The sequence below is a fragment of the Azospira sp. I09 genome, assembly GCF_009177135.1.
Lineage (GTDB): Bacteria > Pseudomonadota > Gammaproteobacteria > Burkholderiales > Rhodocyclaceae > Azospira > Azospira oryzae.
Genome location: NZ_AP021844.1, coordinates 173631 through 188599, shown reverse-complemented (window position 1 = coordinate 188599; position 14969 = coordinate 173631). Strand labels below are relative to the sequence as shown.

The 14969-nt window shown below is 69.3% G+C and carries 11 protein-coding genes; 7 read left to right on the top strand and 4 right to left on the bottom strand.

What is annotated here, in order from left to right:
• Nucleotides 1–25: 25 nt before the first annotated feature.
• Complete coding sequence (locus tag AZSP09_RS00890) at nucleotides 26–928, bottom strand: MBL fold metallo-hydrolase (protein WP_172974667.1); 903 nt, start codon at nucleotides 926–928, stop codon at nucleotides 26–28.
• 108 nt (nucleotides 929–1036) lie between these two features.
• On the opposite strand from AZSP09_RS00890, the gene AZSP09_RS00885 reads away from it, so the two are divergent.
• Nucleotides 1037–1963, top strand: coding sequence for a LysR family transcriptional regulator (locus AZSP09_RS00885; RefSeq protein WP_152088891.1), 927 nt, complete (start codon nucleotides 1037–1039; stop codon nucleotides 1961–1963).
• Between the two features lie 93 nt (nucleotides 1964–2056).
• On the opposite strand, the gene AZSP09_RS00880 is transcribed toward AZSP09_RS00885, so the two are convergent.
• The gene (locus AZSP09_RS00880; protein WP_152088890.1) at nucleotides 2057–3478 is read right to left on the bottom strand and encodes a DEAD/DEAH box helicase; all 1422 of its coding nucleotides are present in this window, start codon (nucleotides 3476–3478) and stop codon (nucleotides 2057–2059) included.
• 464 nt (nucleotides 3479–3942) lie between these two features.
• Between AZSP09_RS00880 and AZSP09_RS00875 the strand changes: the two genes are divergently transcribed.
• From AZSP09_RS00875 to AZSP09_RS00860, 4 genes are read left to right on the top strand one after another with little or no spacing between them, the layout of a single operon-like run.
• On the top strand, nucleotides 3943–5487 hold the full coding sequence (locus AZSP09_RS00875; RefSeq protein WP_152088889.1) for an efflux transporter outer membrane subunit: 1545 nt from the start codon (nucleotides 3943–3945) through the stop codon (nucleotides 5485–5487).
• Entirely contained in the window at nucleotides 5484–6770 is a 1287-nt protein-coding gene (locus AZSP09_RS00870; protein ID WP_152088888.1) for an efflux RND transporter periplasmic adaptor subunit, read from the top strand. Before AZSP09_RS00875 ends, AZSP09_RS00870 begins: the two co-directional genes overlap by 4 nt.
• Nucleotides 6767–7495 (top strand): ABC transporter ATP-binding protein, encoded by a 729-nt coding sequence (locus AZSP09_RS00865; protein ID WP_172974666.1) that lies wholly within the window; start codon nucleotides 6767–6769, stop codon nucleotides 7493–7495. The genes AZSP09_RS00870 and AZSP09_RS00865 overlap by 4 nt, the downstream gene beginning before the upstream one ends.
• Nucleotides 7486–8697 (top strand): ABC transporter permease, encoded by a 1212-nt coding sequence (locus AZSP09_RS00860; RefSeq protein WP_152088887.1) that lies wholly within the window; start codon nucleotides 7486–7488, stop codon nucleotides 8695–8697. Before AZSP09_RS00865 ends, AZSP09_RS00860 begins: the two co-directional genes overlap by 10 nt.
• A gap of 16 nt (nucleotides 8698–8713) precedes the next feature.
• On the opposite strand, the gene AZSP09_RS00855 is transcribed toward AZSP09_RS00860, so the two are convergent.
• Together AZSP09_RS00855 and AZSP09_RS00850 are read right to left on the bottom strand one after the other, a co-directional pair.
• Nucleotides 8714–9778: an ATP-binding protein gene (locus tag AZSP09_RS00855; RefSeq protein WP_152088886.1), complete on the bottom strand. Its 1065-nt coding sequence runs from the start codon at nucleotides 9776–9778 to the stop codon at nucleotides 8714–8716.
• A complete protein-coding gene (locus AZSP09_RS00850; protein WP_172974665.1) occupies nucleotides 9778–10488 on the bottom strand; it encodes a response regulator in 711 nt (236 codons plus the stop codon). Before AZSP09_RS00850 ends, AZSP09_RS00855 begins: the two co-directional genes overlap by 1 nt.
• 182 nt (nucleotides 10489–10670) lie before the next feature.
• Between AZSP09_RS00850 and AZSP09_RS00845 the strand changes: the two genes are divergently transcribed.
• Complete coding sequence (locus AZSP09_RS00845) at nucleotides 10671–11831, top strand: efflux RND transporter periplasmic adaptor subunit (RefSeq protein WP_152088885.1); 1161 nt, start codon at nucleotides 10671–10673, stop codon at nucleotides 11829–11831.
• On the top strand, nucleotides 11828–14968 hold the full coding sequence (locus AZSP09_RS00840) for an efflux RND transporter permease subunit (protein ID WP_269473823.1): 3141 nt from the start codon (nucleotides 11828–11830) through the stop codon (nucleotides 14966–14968). Before AZSP09_RS00845 ends, AZSP09_RS00840 begins: the two co-directional genes overlap by 4 nt.
• Nucleotide 14969 lies beyond the last annotated feature (1 nt).

The window sequence follows — 14969 nt, the reverse complement described above, 5'->3', positions numbered from 1 at the left end:
CGGTGTTGGCAAGGAGCGCGGAGACCTACCACTGCATCTCGCCCTTGTTGACCTTGGCGCCGATCTCCAGGGCCACGCCCAGACCGGCCCGTGGGTAGGCCTGCTGCATGGCGGCGATCAGCTCGGCGGCATTGGAGGCTTTGGCAGCTTCCGCGTCGAAGCGTTGCAGGTAGCTGCGGGTGTAGCCGATGGCGCTGGCGTCCAGGGCCGTGCCGGGGGCCATGTGGCCCGGCACCACCAAGGCGGGCTGCAGTGCCTCGATCTCGTCCAGCTGGGCGAACCAGGCCTGGCGCTGGCTCGCCGTCCGGGTATCGGCGGTCCAGACGTGCAGGTTGCCGAAGATGGCGATATTGCCGACCACGGCCCGCAGCGACGGAATCCACACATAGGGACGATGGGCCAGCTCGCCGCTGGTGCCGCGCACTTCGACGGTCTCGCCGTCGACGCTGAGGCGGGTGCCCTGCAGCAGTTCCGGCACGATCGGCTGACGGGGCCCGTTGGCGCCCATCTTGGGGCCCCAGAAGGCCACCTTGGCGGCCATTTTGGCCTGGATCTTTTCCCGCACCGCCGGCGTGGTCAGCACCCGGGCCTGGGGGAAATGGGCTTTGAGCACCTCGGCGCCGAAATAGAAATCCGGGTCCGCATTGCTGATGAAAATGGTCGTCAGGGTCTTGCCGCTGTCCAGCACATTGGCCGCCACCCGCAGGGCATCGGCCCGGGTGAAGCCGGTGTCGATGACCACGGCTTCGCTCTTGCCGCTCACCACCACCGCATTGACGTGGAAGCTGTGGCCGTCGGCGTTGTACACCTGCACCTGCAGCGGCGCCGGAGTCTGGGCGGCACCCTGGCTTTGGGCATGGCCGGGGGCGACGATGCCGAGGGTCAGGGCGGGAATGGCGAAGCGGGCGATGCGCTTGAGGGAAAACATGGAAGTCTCCGTGCAGGGATGGGTTGTGATGACAGGGCGAACTTTATCTATTGCAAAATGGTTGATAAAGTTCGATCCAGTTGATTATTTATTGCACGAATCGATTAAATGGACCGCCTGACCGCAGTACGCGTCTTCGTTGAAGTGGCCGACCGGGGCAGCCTGACCCAGGCCGCCGAGCACCTGGACATGTCGGCGGCCATGGTCAGCCGCTACCTGGCGGCGGTGGAGGACTGGTTCGACGCCCGCCTGCTGCACCGGACCACGCGCAAGGTCAGCCTCACCGACGCCGGCCTCGCCGCCCTGCCCTCCTGCCGGCAACTGCTGGAGATCGCCACCGAGGCCCGGCACCTGGCCGCGGCCCGCAACCGGGAGCCGGCCGGGGTGCTGCGCGTCACCACCGCCGGCTCCTTTGCCGATGCCCAGCTGACGGCAGCCCTGGCGGACTTTCAGCGGCAGCATGAGCAGGTGGAAATCGTCCTCTCGGTGGGGGACAAGCCCACCGACCTGGTGGCGGAACGGGTCGATCTGGCGGTACGCATCACCAACACCCTGGACCCGGCCATGATCGCGCGGCCCATGGCCCGCTGCCGCTCCCTGCTGTGCGCCGCGCCCGCCTACCTGGAACGATATGGCAAGCCCGAAACGGCCGAGGACCTGCAGCGGCACCGCTGCATTGCCCACGCCTTCGGCATCGGCAAGCAGTACCGGTTCACGCGCAACGGCGCCGACCTTGCGGTGCCGGTGAACTGGAGCTTCCACACCAACGAGACGGCGGTGCTGCGGCGGGCCGTGCTGTGTGGCGCCGGCATCGGCATGCTGCCCACCTACTACCTGGGGGACGACCTGGGCGCCGGTCGCCTGGTGCCCCTGCTGCCGGACCATGAACCGGAAGTGCTGGGCATCCACGCCATCTACCTCTCCCGCCAGCACCAGCCCCTGGCCCTGCGCCTGCTGGTGGACTTCCTCGCCGAGCGCTTTGCCGGCGATCCGGCGCCGTGGGATCGGGGACTCGATCTGCCCGACCTCTCCTGAACGGCCGGGGCGACCAAGGTGCCGCCCCGGCGCCAGACGAAAAAAAGGCCGGCGCATTACTGCGCCGGCCTTTTTCATGGGGATCGCCCTGGCTTAGTGGTGCCGGGTGCCGTTGCGGTGGTTGCCGCCGCTGCGGGGCGTGCCACCGTTGCCGCTGGCGGCACCGCCGCCGCTGCGACTGCGGCCTTCGCCACCCTGGCCACGGCCGCCACTGCCGCCGTTACCGCCGCTGCGGTTGCCGCCGCCGTTGTTGCCGAAGCTGCGGCCCGGCTGGCCCTGCCCCTGGCGCGGGCCTTGGCGTTGTCCCTGGCCCTGGCGCTGGCCGCCACGGTTCTGGGGCGGTGCCGGGGTCGGGTTGGCGCTGGGCTCGAAGCCGGGCAGCACTTCCTTCTCCAGGTCCTTCTTGATCAGGCGTTCGATGCTGCGCAGGTTGTCCCGCTCGTCGTGGCAGACCAGGGAGATGGCCTCCCCTTCGGCGCCGGCGCGGCCGGTGCGGCCGATGCGGTGCACGTAGTCCTCGGCCACGTTGGGCAGCTCATAGTTCACCACATAGGGCAGCTGGTCGATGTCGATGCCCCGGGCGGCGATGTCGGTGGCCACCAGGGCCACCAGCTTGCCTTCCTTGAACTCGGTCAGGGCCCGCACCCGGGCGCCCTGGGTCTTGTTGCCGTGCAGGGCGGCGGAGCGGATGCCTTCCTTGTCCAGGCGGCGGGAAAGGGCATCGGCGCCGTGCTTGGTGCGGGTGAAGATCAGCACCTGGTTCCAGCCCCGGTTCTCGAAGAGGTGCAGCAGCACGTCCTTCTTCTTTTCCCGGTCCACGTGGATGACCTTCTGGCTGACGGTTTCCACGGTGGTGTTGCGGCGGGCCACTTCGATGGACTGGGGATCGTGCAGGAAGCTCCTGGCCAGTTCCTTGATCTCGTCGGAGAAGGTGGCGGAGAAGAGCAGGTTCTGGCGCTTGCCGTTGGGCGGCAGCAGGGCCAGGATCTTGCGGATGTCGCGGATGAAGCCCATGTCCAGCATGCGGTCGGCTTCGTCCAGGACCAGGATTTCGATGCCGGAAAGGTCCAGGGTGCGCTGGTTGATGTGGTCCAGCAGGCGGCCCGGGCAGGCCACCAGGATGTCCACGCCGCGCTTCAGGGCGGCGATCTGGGGATTCATGCCGACACCGCCGAACATGGACATGGACTTCAGGGGCAGATGCTGGCCGTAGGTACGGACGCTTTCTTCCACCTGCAGCGCCAGTTCCCGGGTCGGCGCCAGGATCAGCACCCGGGGCTTGCGCGCCAGGCGGTTGAGGGGGCTTTCGCCGGCCTGGGCCTGGGACAGCAGCTGCAGGATGGGCAGGGTGAAGCCGGCGGTCTTGCCGGTGCCGGTCTGGGCGCAGGCCATCAGGTCGCGGCCGGCGAGGACGGCGGGAATGGCCTGTTGTTGAATGGGGGTGGGTTCGGTGTAACCCTGCTCGGCAATGGCGCGCAGGATTTCGGCCTTGAGGCCGAGATCGGTAAACAGCATGGATGCTCCTGGTGGGTAGCCCTTGGGCCCTGCGTGCGCTGCGGCACGAACCAGTCGAGGCGAACTACGGGGATGGGGTAATTCACGCGGCGGGCAGAGGGCCCGGCCGGAGGGATTTCAACGAAATCACGACGCCCGCCGTGACTGATTACGGCGACGCGAGGCGCGCAGTGTAGCACGGTCCCCCGCCCCCCGGGCCGCCATTCGCCCCCGGGTTGCCGGAAACCTTCGCTTACACGGATGTAAATGTCTGCAAAAACGGCCGCCGGCCACCCGGCAGGCCCGGGGATAATTGTTAAGATTCAATCACCGGGCCGCATCCGAGCCGCTTGCGGCCCCCAGGCGAACTGCCTGCCAGCGGCTTGCCCGCGGCCAATCCGGGCCGCCGCAGCGTCCCGTCGGCACCCGCCGTTCCGCTCTTCTCCACCACTGTCCTGGCCCACCGTCGCCTCCACCGGAATCCCATGCCGCTCTCCCCGCCCCCCTTCCTCCGCCGCCCCGCCGGCCGCACCCTGCTCCTGCTGGCCCTGGCCGGCAGCCTGGGGGGCTGCACCCTGTTCACCCCGGCGCCGGACCTGGAGCAGCGCCGCCTGCAGCTGAGCGTGCCGGAGCAATGGCAGGGCCCGGCCCCGGCACGGGCCGAGACAACCGCAGAGGCCACCACCGAGGCCGATGAAGCCGCCGTGCTGGCCCAGTGGTGGACCCGCTTCAACGACCCGCTGCTCGACCAGCTGATCGCCCAGGGCCTCTCCGCTTCGCCGGACCTGCGCAGCGCCCAGGCCAAGCTGCGCAGCGCCCGGGCCAGCCGGGACCTGGCCGCCGCCGACTACTACCCGGGCCTCAGCGCCTCCACCGGCGCCACCGGCAGCAAGGCCAGCCCCGCCGTCAGCGGCGGCAGCAGCCGGCGCACCACCATCTACGACGCCGGCTTCGACGCCAGCTGGGAGCCGGACATCTTCGGCGTGGTGCGCCAGGACGTCAGCGCCGCCGATGCGGACGTGGCCGCCCAGGCCGCCACCCTGGAATACGCCCGGGTCACCCTGGTGGGCGAGGTGGCGCGCAACTACGTGGAGCTGCGCACCTACCAGGAACGCCTGCAGATCGCCCGGGACAACGCCAGCAGCCAGGCCGAAACCTTGGAGATCACCCAGTGGCGGCAGCAGGCCGGCCTGGCCACCGAACTGGACGTGGAACAGGCCCGCACCAGCCTGGAACAGACTAGGGCCACCATTCCCGCCCTGGTGAGCAACGTCGCCGCCTCCCAGAACCGCCTGGCCGTGCTCCTGGGCCAGACCCCGGGCAGCCTGCAGGAGCGGCTCGGCAGCGCCCGGCCCCTGCCGGCGGCGCCCCGGGAGATTGCCGTCGGCATTCCCGCCGACGCCCTGCGCCGCCGCCCCGACGTGCGCGCCGCCGAGCGCACCCTGGCGGCGGAAACGGCCCGGGTCCATGCCCGGGTGGCGGAACGCTATCCCAGCTTCACCCTCAGCGGCAGTTTCGGCTGGCAGGCCCTCACCTCCGGCGCCCTGGGCGGCAGCGGCACCGCGGCCCGCTCCCTGGCGGGCACCCTGGCCGCCACCCTGTTCGACGGCGGCCGCCTGAAGAGCCGCATCGCGGTGCAGGACGCCGCCCAGGAACAGGCCCTGATCGCCTACGAGCAGAAAATCCTGACGGCCTTGGAAGATACGGAAAACGCCCTGGCCGCCTACGCCGCCGGCCGGGAGCAGGAGGCCACCCGCCGCCGCGCCGCCGAAGCGGCCCGCAACGCAGCCCAGCTGGCACGGCAGATGTACCAGGCCGGCCTGACGGACTTCCAGAAGGTGCTGGACACCGAACGCACCCGCCTCAGCGCCGAAGACAGCCTGGCCACGGCGCGCCTGGCCGTGCTCAGCGCTGTGATCCAGCTCTACAAGGCCCTCGGCGGCGGCTGGAGCGCCCCCGAGGCCCCGGCGGACGCCATCGCTGCCACCGCTGCCACACCCCTTTCGACACAGGAAAAGACCGCCCCATGACCTCGCCCCAGGACAACCCCACCGGCGCCCTCCAGGACCTCCTCAAGAAGGCCGCCGGCAGCGGCGCCCAGCCCCTCTGGCAGCGTTATCCCAAGCGCTTCCTGGCGGGGGGCGCCATCGCCGTGCTGGCCCTCGCCCTGCTTCTTTCCGGCGGCAAGAAGAGCCAGGGCCAGTTCCTCACGGAAACCGTGGACAGCGGCCCCCTGGTGGTCACCGTTTCCGCCAGCGGCACCCTGGCGCCGACCAAGTCGGTGGACGTGGGCAGCGAGCTTTCCGGCACCCTGGAGTCGGTGCTGGTACAGGAGAACGAGCAGGTGAAAAAAGGCCAGCTGCTGGCCCAGCTGGACATCTCCAAGCTCAAGGACCAGGTGGTCAAGTCCCAGGCCGCCGTGGCCGCCGCCGAAGCCAGCGTGGCCCAGGCCGTGGCCACCGTGGCCGAGGCCCGGGCCAGCCTTTCGCGCATGCGCCAGGTGGCGGAGCTGTCCGGCGGCAAGGTGCCGGCCAAGACCGAACTGGAAACGGCGGAAGCGACCCTGCTGCGGGCCCAGGCCAACGAGGCCAGCGCCCGGGCGACGGTGACCCAGGCCCGGGCCACCCTGAAGTCGGACGAGACCAATATCGCCAAGGCCACCATCCGCTCCCCGGTGGACGGGGTGGTGCTGACGCGCAAGGTGGAACCGGGCCAGACCGTGGTCGCCGCCATGACCACCCCGGTGCTCTTTTCCCTGGCCGAGGACCTGACCCAGATGGAACTGCAGGTGAAGGTGGACGAGGCCGACGTGGGCAGCGTGCAGGTGGGGCAGCAGGCCAGCTTCACCGTCTCCGCCTGGAGCGGGCGCAAGTTCCCGGCCCAGATCCAGCGGGTCGGCATCGGTTCCACCACCACCGACAATGTGGTCACCTACAAGACCGTGCTCAAGGTGGCCAACAACGACCTGGCCCTGCGCCCGGGCATGACCGCCACCGCCGAGATCATCACCGCCAGCCGCGACAAGGCCCTGCTGGTGCCCAACGCCGCCCTGCGCTTCACCCCGCCCCAGGCGGCCGGCGGCGACCAGCGCAGCTTCCTCTCCCGCCTCATGCCCGGGCCGCCCCGGGAGCCGGAGAAGAAGCGCAAGGACAACGGCGCCGCCGCCACCCAGGTGTGGGTGCTGCAGGAGGGCCAGCCGGTGGCCGTGGCCGTCACCCCGGGGGTCAGCAACGGCCGCTATACGGAGATACTGGGCGGCGACCTGCAGCCGGGCATGGCCGTCATCACCGAATACCAGGAGATGCGCCCGTGAGCTCCGGCAACGACGCGGCGCCGCCCCTGATCCAGTTCCGCCGCATCACCAAGACCTACGGCCAGGGCCAGGCCGAGTTCCAGGCCCTGCGCGGCGTCGACCTGGATATTGCCGAAGGGGACTTCGTCGCCGTCATGGGCCCCAGCGGCTCGGGCAAATCCACGGTGATGAACATCCTCGGCTGCCTGGACAGCCCCAGCAGCGGCGACTACCTGTTCCAGGGCGTGCCGGTGCAGGACCTCTCCCGCAACCAGCGGGCCCTGCTGCGCCGCCACTACCTGGGCTTCGTCTTCCAGGGCTTCAACCTGCTGGCCCGCACCTCGGCCCAGGAGAACGTGGAACTGCCCCTGCTCTACCGCGGCGAGACGCCGGAAGCGCGGCACCGGGCCTCCCGGGAAGCCCTGGCCCGGGTCGGCCTCAACGGCTGGGAGCACCACACCCCGGCCGAGCTTTCCGGCGGCCAGCAGCAGCGGGTGGCCATCGCCCGGGCCATCGTCACCAATCCCCTGGTGCTCCTCGCCGACGAGCCCACCGGCAACCTGGACAGCCAGCGCAGTCACGAAATAATGGAACTGCTGGTGAGGCTGAACCGGGAACAGGGCATCACCATCGCCATGGTCACCCACGAGCCCGACATGGCCGCCTACGCCAGCCGCATCGTCCATTTCGTGGACGGCCGGGTGGCCAGCGACGAACGTACCGCGGAGCCCGCCCCATGTTCCTGAACGCCATCCTCCTGGCCCTGCGGGAGATCCGCCGCAACCTGATGCGCTCCTTCCTGACGGTGCTGGGCATCGTCATCGGCGTCGCCGCCGTCATCACCATGGTGACCCTGGGCAACGGCGCCACCCGCATGGTGGCCGAGCAGATTTCCAGCCTCGGCAGCAACCTGCTCATCCTGCGCCCCGGCCAGCGCCTCGGCCCCGGACGGGACAGCGCCGGCGCCCCCAATTTCCGCGCCGCCGACGTGGAGGCCCTGCTCGTCCAGGTGCCCTCCCTCAAGGCCGTGGCGCCGGTGGTGAGCAGCACCGTGACCCTGGTGGCCGGCGCCGAGAACTGGTCTTCCAGCGTCACCGGCAGCACCAACGCCTATTTCGTCGCCGGCAACTGGAAGCTGGCCGCCGGCCGCCAGTTCAGCGACGAGGAAATGCGCGCCGGCAAGGCGGTGTGCGTCATCGGCAACACCGTCAAGCAGAAGCTCTTCGCCGGCCAGAGCCCCCTCGGCAACGCGGTGCGGGTGAAGAACTTCTCCTGTGAGATCGTCGGCATCCTGGCCAGCAAGGGCCAGGGCGCCATGGGCATGGACCAGGACGACGTGGTGCTGATGCCCCTGGTGACGGCCCAGCGCCGCCTCACCGGCAAGACCCAGGACGTCTCCACCCTGATGCTGTCCCTCAAGGACGGCGCCAGTTCCCCCCGGGTCATGGAACAGATCCGGCAGCTGATGCGGGAACGGCGCAAGCTGGCGGAGAACGACGACGACAACTTCAACCTGATGGACACCAAGCAGATCGCCGAAGCCCTCTCCGGCACCATCGGCACCATGACCACCCTGCTCGGCGCCGTGGCCGCGGTGAGCCTGCTGGTGGGCGGCATCGGCATCATGAACATCATGCTGGTGTCGGTCACCGAACGCACCCGGGAAATCGGCATCCGCCTGGCCATCGGCGCCCTGGAGAACGAGGTGCTGCTGCAGTTCCTCATCGAGGCCGTGGCCCTCTCCGCCTTCGGCGGCCTGGTCGGCATCATTCTGGCCCTGCTCGCCTGCCTCGGCCTCTCGGCCCTGATGGGCATGCCCTTCCTCTTCAATCCGGGCATCAACCTGCTGGCCTTCGGCTTCTCCGCCGCCATCGGCGTCATCTTCGGCTACGTCCCGGCCCGCCGCGCCGCCGGCCTGGACCCCATCGAGGCCCTGCGCCACGAATGAGGCCCCCGCCCCGGGTCTAAGCCTGGGGCAGCACCACCTCGAACAGGGCGCCGCCCCGGCTGCCCCGCAGGCAGCGGATGCGGCCGCCGTGAGCCTCCACCACCGCCCGCACCACCGCCAGGCCCAGGCCGCTGCCGCCGCTGGCCCGGCTGCGGGAATCGTCGCCGCGCTGGAAGGCGTCGAACAGATGGGGCAGCAGTTCTTCCGGCACCCCGGGTCCGTCGTCCTCGATCTGGAAGACAAAAGCGCCTTCCCCCAGGCGGCAGGAAATGGTGATCTCCCCCGGCTGGGCGTAGCGCCGCACATTGTCGAGCAGGGCCATGACGATCTGCCGGATGCGGGTGACGTCGCACAGCACCGGCGCCGCTTCCAGCCGCAGGCGCAGGCGGAAGCCGGCGGCCACCAGTTCCGGCTCCAGCAGGCTGGCGATGCGCAGGATTTCCGCCGCCAGGTCGCTGCGCTCCAGGTGCAGATTGAGGTGGCCGCTGTCGGCCAGGCTCAGCACCCGCAGGTCCTCGATCAGCCGCGACAGGCCTTCCACCTGGGTCAGCAGGCTGTGGAACTGCACCGGGTCCGGTTCGAAGACGCCCTCCGCCAGCCCCTGCAGACGCCCGCGCAGGATGGTCACCGGCGTGCGCAGCTCGTGGGCGATGGCCGCGTTCCAGGTGGAAAACTCGCTGCTCATGCGCTGCAGGCGCTCGGCCATGGCGTTGAAATCCCGCACCAGGACGGCGGTCTCGCCCAACGGATTGGCACCGGCCTCGGCCCGGGCATCCAGGTCGCCGTGGGCCAGACGACGCACGCTGTCGGCTACCGAGTTGAGGGGCTGCAGGATGCGTCGGGCCAGGCGGGAGGCGGTATACACGGCCCCCAGCAGCCCCACCAGGGTGACCCCGATCATCCAGCCCCATTCGGGGCCGGTGGGGGGCCAGGCATCGGGAGTGGAGGAGACCATGGCCGGATTCACCTCCATGGCCACGGCGTAGAAAATGTAGAAGCTGACGTGGATGAACAGGGTCACCCCCAGGGCCACCGCCGACATGGAGATGACCAGCTGCCGGCTGAGACCGCCGGGAAACATCAGGCATTCCCTTCCAGGCAGTAGCCGACGCCGCGCACGCTCACCGGCAGGCCGCCGACCCCGGCCTCCTCCAGCTTGCGCCGCAGCTTGCTCAGGTGGCTGTCCACAGTCCGTTCCAGGGCATCGCTCTCCGGCAGGCAGTCGTGCAGCAGCTCGCTGCGGGAAAAGACCCGGCGCGGCATGCGGGCCAGATGGGCGAGCAGGCGGAACTCGGTCAGGGTCAGGGCCAGGAGTTGCTCACCCTGATCACTGCGGACGCTGACGCGGAAGGCGTCCAGGTCGATTTCCAGGGGACCGGTGCGCAGGATGCCGGCTCCCCCATTCCCCTCCCCGCCGCCCAGGGTGCGGCGCAGTACGGCCCGGGCCCGGGCCGCCACCTCGGCCGGATTGAAGGGCTTGACCACGTAATCGTCGGCGCCCATGCGCAGGGCCGAAAGCTTGTCCACATCCTGGTCATGGGCGGTGATCATGATGATGGGCGTGCTGCCGCGGCGGCGCACCTCGGCCAGCACCTGCCAGCCATCCAGGAGGGGCATGCGCACATCCAGCAGGAGCAGGTCGGGCCGCAGGGAGAGGTGCAGTTCCAGGGCCTCCCGGCCGTTGGCGGCGTGGGCGCTGCGCAGCCCCTCCCGCGCCAGATAGGCCCGCAGGATGTCGGCGATTTCCGGTTCGTCCTCGGCAACGAGGACCAGGGCCGCCGGGGAATTCACCGCCGCCTCCCATTTTCCGGGCGCAGCCGGGGTGCCGATACTTCCGGCAATGTCCCTTTCCTTCCTGGGCGCTTCTCCATCATTTCTCCACATTTCCGCCACGGATAGTCAATTTCATCCGCCTACACTGGCCCGGTCATCACTATGCCGTCCCTGCCCTTCGCAGGACCCAGCCCCAAGCCATGAAAAAAAGCTTACCGCAACTGCGGCCGTTCCTTGTTTCCCTGTTCGCCCTCACCCTGGCCGCCTGCGGCGGCGGGGAGCCCCCCCAGGAAATGCCGCCGCCCATTGTATCCACCATCGTCGTGGAAACGCGCCCGGTCCATCTCGAAGACGAGTTGCCCGGCCGGGTCAGCGCCCTGCGTACGGCGGAAATCCGGCCCCAGGTGGGCGGCATCGTGCTGCGCCGGCTGTTCGAGCAGGGCGCCGAAGTGCAGGCCGGCCAGCCCCTGTTCCAGATCAACCCGGCCCCCTTCAAGGCCGAGGTGGACAGTGCCGCCTCGGCCCTGAAGCGGGCCGTCGCCGCCATGGAGCGAGCCAAGCTGCAGGTGGACCGCTTAAAGCCCCTGGTGGATGCGGATGCGGTGAGCCAGCAGCTCTTCGACGACGCCCTCTCCCAGTACAACCAGAGCTCGGCCGACGTGGCCCAGGCCAAGGCAGCCCTGGCGCGCCGGCAACTGGACCTGGACTTCGCCACCATCCGTTCCCCCATCGCCGGCCGCATCGGCGAGGAGCTGGTGACCGAGGGCGCCCTGGTGGGCCAGAGCGACGCCAACCCCATGGCCCGGGTGCAGCAGATCGACCAGGTCTATGTGGATGTGCGGCAGCCGGCCTCCATGCTGGAAGCCATCCGCAAGTCCGCCGGCCAGAGCGCCAGCAGCGACGGCGGCAAGGACGGCAACGTGAAAATCCTCGACGCCCAGGGCAATCCCTATCCGGTCTCCGGCCACATCCTCTTTTCCGGCATCAATGTGGATGCGGGCACCGGCGACGTGGTCATCCGCATCCGGGTGAACAATCCGGAGCGGCACCTGCTGCCGGGCATGTTCGTGCGGGCCAAAGTGCCCCAGGGCGGCGACATCCAGGGGCTGCTGGTGCCGCAGCAGGCCGTGTCCCGCTCCTCCACCGGCCAGGCCCGGGTCTGGGTGGTGGGCCAGGACGGCAAGGCCGGGGTCAAGAACGTGGAACTGGGCAAGCTGGTGGAACGCCAGTACCTGGTGCGCAGCGGCCTCGCCGCCGGCGAGCGGGTCATCGTCGAAGGCCAGGACCGGCTGCAGCCGGGCATGCCCGTCTCGGCCCAGCCCTGGGCCCTGGCCGCTGACGGCAAGACGGTGGCGCCATGAGACTGCCTGCCTTCTTCGTCCGGCGCCCCATCTTTGCCTGGGTGATCGCCCTCTTCATCATCCTGCTGGGCCTCATCGCCATTCCCCAGCTACCCATCGCCCGCTACCCCACGGTGGCGCCGCCCATGGTCAGCATCTATGCCGTGTATCCCGGCGCCACGCCCCAGACCATGAACGACGCGGTGGTGGGGCTGATCGAGCGGGAGCTTTCCAGCGTCAAGAACCTGCTCTACTTCGAGTCCTCCACCGACACCTCCGGTTTCGCCCAGATCACCGCCACCTTCAAGCCGGGCACCAACCCGGAGCTGGCCCAGGTGGACGTGCAGAACCGCATCAAGACGGTGGAGCCCCGCCTGCCGGCCGTGGTGCGGCAGAACGGCCTCAAGTTCGAATCGGCGGCCTCCTCCTTCCTCATGTTCATCAGCCTCAAGTCCGACGACGGCCGCCACAGCGAAGTGGCCCTCAACGACTACATGGCGCGCAACATGGTGGAGGAACTGCGGCGGGTGGACGGGGTCGGCCGGGTGCAGCTGTTCGGCTCCGAAGCCGCCATGCGCATCTGGGTGGACCCGGCCAAGCTGGTCGCCTACAAGCTTTCCATGAGCGACCTGAGCGACGCCGTGACCCAGCAGAACACCCAGATCGCCCCGGGCCGGGTCGGTGGCGCCCCCACGGTGGAAGGCCAGCGGGTCACCTTCCCGGTTTCGGTGCAGGGCCAGCTGACGACCCCGGAGCAGTTCGCCGCCATCGTCCTGCGGGCCAATCCGGACGGTTCCAAGGTGGTGCTGGGCGACGTCGCCCGGGTCGCCCTGGGCGCCCAGAGCTACGGCGAATCGAACCGGGAAAACGGCAAGCTCGCCGCCGCCCTGGGGGTGCAGATGTCCCCCGGCGCCAATGCGGTGCGCACCTCGGCCGCGGTCAAGGCGCGCCTGGCCGAACTGGCCAAGACCATGCCGCCGGGCATGAGCTATTCGGTGCCCTTCGACACGGCCCCCTTCGTGCAGATTTCCATCGAGAAGGTGGCCCAGACCCTGCTCGAAGCCATGCTGCTGGTGTTCCTGGTGATGTACCTGTTCCTGCAGAACGTGCGCTACACCTTCATTCCCGCCATCGTCGCCCCCATCGCCCTGCTCGGCACTTTCACCGTGATGCTGGCCACCGGCTTCTCGGTCAATGTGCTGACCATGTTCGGCATGGTGCTGGCCATCGGCATCATCGTGGACGACGCCATCGTGGTGGTGGAGAACGTGGAGCGCCTCATGGCCAGCGAGGGGCTGTCACCCAGGGAGGCGACCCTCAAGGCCATGAAGGAAATCTCTGGCGCCGTGGTGGGCATCACCCTGGTGCTGATCGCCGTGTTCATCCCCATGGCCCTGGCCGGCGGCTCCGTCGGCGTCATCTACCGCCAGTTCACCCTGTCCATGGCGGTCTCCATCCTCTTCTCCGCCTTCCTCGCCCTGACCCTGACGCCAGCCCTCTGCGCCACCCTGCTCAAGCCGGTGGACGGCGCCCATCACGAGAAGGGCGGCTTTTTCGGCTGGTTCAACCGCATGTTCGAGCGCATGACCGACCGCTACGAAACCCGGGTGGTCGCCATGGTGCGACGCAGCGGCCGGGCCATGGCCGTCTTCCTGGCCATCACCGGGGTGCTGGCCCTGGGCTTCTGGCAGCTGCCGTCGGCCTTCCTGCCGGAGGAGGACCAGGGCTACTTCATCACCTCCATCCAGCTGCCTTCCGATGCCACCACGGAGCGCACCCTGGACGTGGTCAAGGCCTTCGAGGCCCATGCCGTCGGCCGTCCCGGCATCGAAGCGGTGCAGGCCGTGCTCGGCTGGGGTTTCTCCGGCTCCGGCCCCAACGCCGCCATCATCTTCACCACCCTCAAGGAATGGCACGAACGCCAGGGCGCCACCGCCCCCGCCGAGGTGATGGCCGCCCAGGAAGCCATGGGCGTGGCCCGGGAAGGCATGGTCATCAACCTGATGCCGCCGGCCATCGAGGAGCTGGGCACCTCGTCCGGCTTTTCCATGCGCCTGCAGGACCGGGCCAACCAGGGCTACGCCGCCCTCATGGCGGCCCAGCAGCAGCTGCTGGCCATGGCCGCGGAAAGCAAGCTGGTGACCGGCGTCTATCCGGAAGGGCTGCCGCCGGGCAGCAGCGTCCGCCTCGACATCGACCGGCAGAAGGCCGAGGCCCTGGGCGTCTCCTTCGCCAACATCAGCGACACCCTGTCCACCGCCATGGGCTCCCTCTACGTCAATGACTTCCCCAATGCGGGACGCATGCAGCAGGTCATCATCCAGGCCGAGGCCCGTTCCCGCATGCAGGTGGAGGACATCCTGCGCCTGCACGTGCGCAACAACGCCGGCGGCATGGTGGCCCTGAGCGAGGTGGTGACGCCCCAATGGAGCGATGCGCCACTGCAGCTGGTGCGCTACCTGGGCTATCCGGCCGTGCGCATTGCCGGCAGCGCCGCCCCGGGCGCCTCCAGCGGCGAGGCCATGGCCGAGATGGAGCGCCTGGCCGCCAAGCTGCCGCCCGGCTTCGCCGTGGAGTGGACCGGCCAGTCCCTGCAGGAGCGCCAGTCGGCGGCCCAGGCGCCGCTGCTGATGGCCCTCTCCATGCTGGTGGTGTTCCTGGTGCTGGCGGCCCTATACGAGAGCTGGACCATCCCCCTGGCGGTGATGCTGGTGGTGCCCCTGGGCCTGATCGGCGCCGTCTTCGCGGTGTACGCCCGGGGCATGCCCAACGACGTCTTCTTCAAGGTGGGCATGATCACGGTGATCGGCCTCTCGGCCAAGAACGCCATTCTCATCATCGAATTCGCCAAGCAGCTGTACGAGCAGGGCATGGGCCTGATCGAGGCCGCCGCCGCGGCCGCCCGCCTGCGCCTGCGGCCCATCCTCATGACCTCCCTGGCCTTCGCCCTGGGCGTGGTGCCCCTGATGCTGGCCAGCGGCGCCAGCGCCGAGACCCAGCACGCCATCGGCACCGGCGTCTTCGGCGGCATGATCACCGCCACCATACTGGCCGTGTTCCTGGTGCCGGTGTATTTCGTTTTCGTCCTCAGCCTGAGCGAGCGGCTGGCCGCCTCCGCCACCCTGCAACGCCTGCGCCAGCGCTGGAACAAGGATTGAC

Coding starts and splice junctions, on each gene's coding strand:
- AZSP09_RS00880 (WP_152088890.1), bottom strand. CDS start 3,478: ATGCTGTTTACCGATCTCGGCCTCAAGGCCGAAATCCTGCGCGCCATT.
- AZSP09_RS00855 (WP_152088886.1), bottom strand. CDS start 9,778: ATGTTTCCCGGCGGTCTCAGCCGGCAGCTGGTCATCTCCATGTCGGCG.
- AZSP09_RS00875 (WP_152088889.1), top strand. CDS start 3,943: ATGCCGCTCTCCCCGCCCCCCTTCCTCCGCCGCCCCGCCGGCCGCACC.
- AZSP09_RS00885 (WP_152088891.1), top strand. CDS start 1,037: ATGGACCGCCTGACCGCAGTACGCGTCTTCGTTGAAGTGGCCGACCGG.
- AZSP09_RS00870 (WP_152088888.1), top strand. CDS start 5,484: ATGACCTCGCCCCAGGACAACCCCACCGGCGCCCTCCAGGACCTCCTC.
- AZSP09_RS00860 (WP_152088887.1), top strand. CDS start 7,486: ATGTTCCTGAACGCCATCCTCCTGGCCCTGCGGGAGATCCGCCGCAAC.
- AZSP09_RS00840 (WP_269473823.1), top strand. CDS start 11,828: ATGAGACTGCCTGCCTTCTTCGTCCGGCGCCCCATCTTTGCCTGGGTG.
- AZSP09_RS00845 (WP_152088885.1), top strand. CDS start 10,671: ATGAAAAAAAGCTTACCGCAACTGCGGCCGTTCCTTGTTTCCCTGTTC.
- AZSP09_RS00890 (WP_172974667.1), bottom strand. CDS start 928: ATGTTTTCCCTCAAGCGCATCGCCCGCTTCGCCATTCCCGCCCTGACC.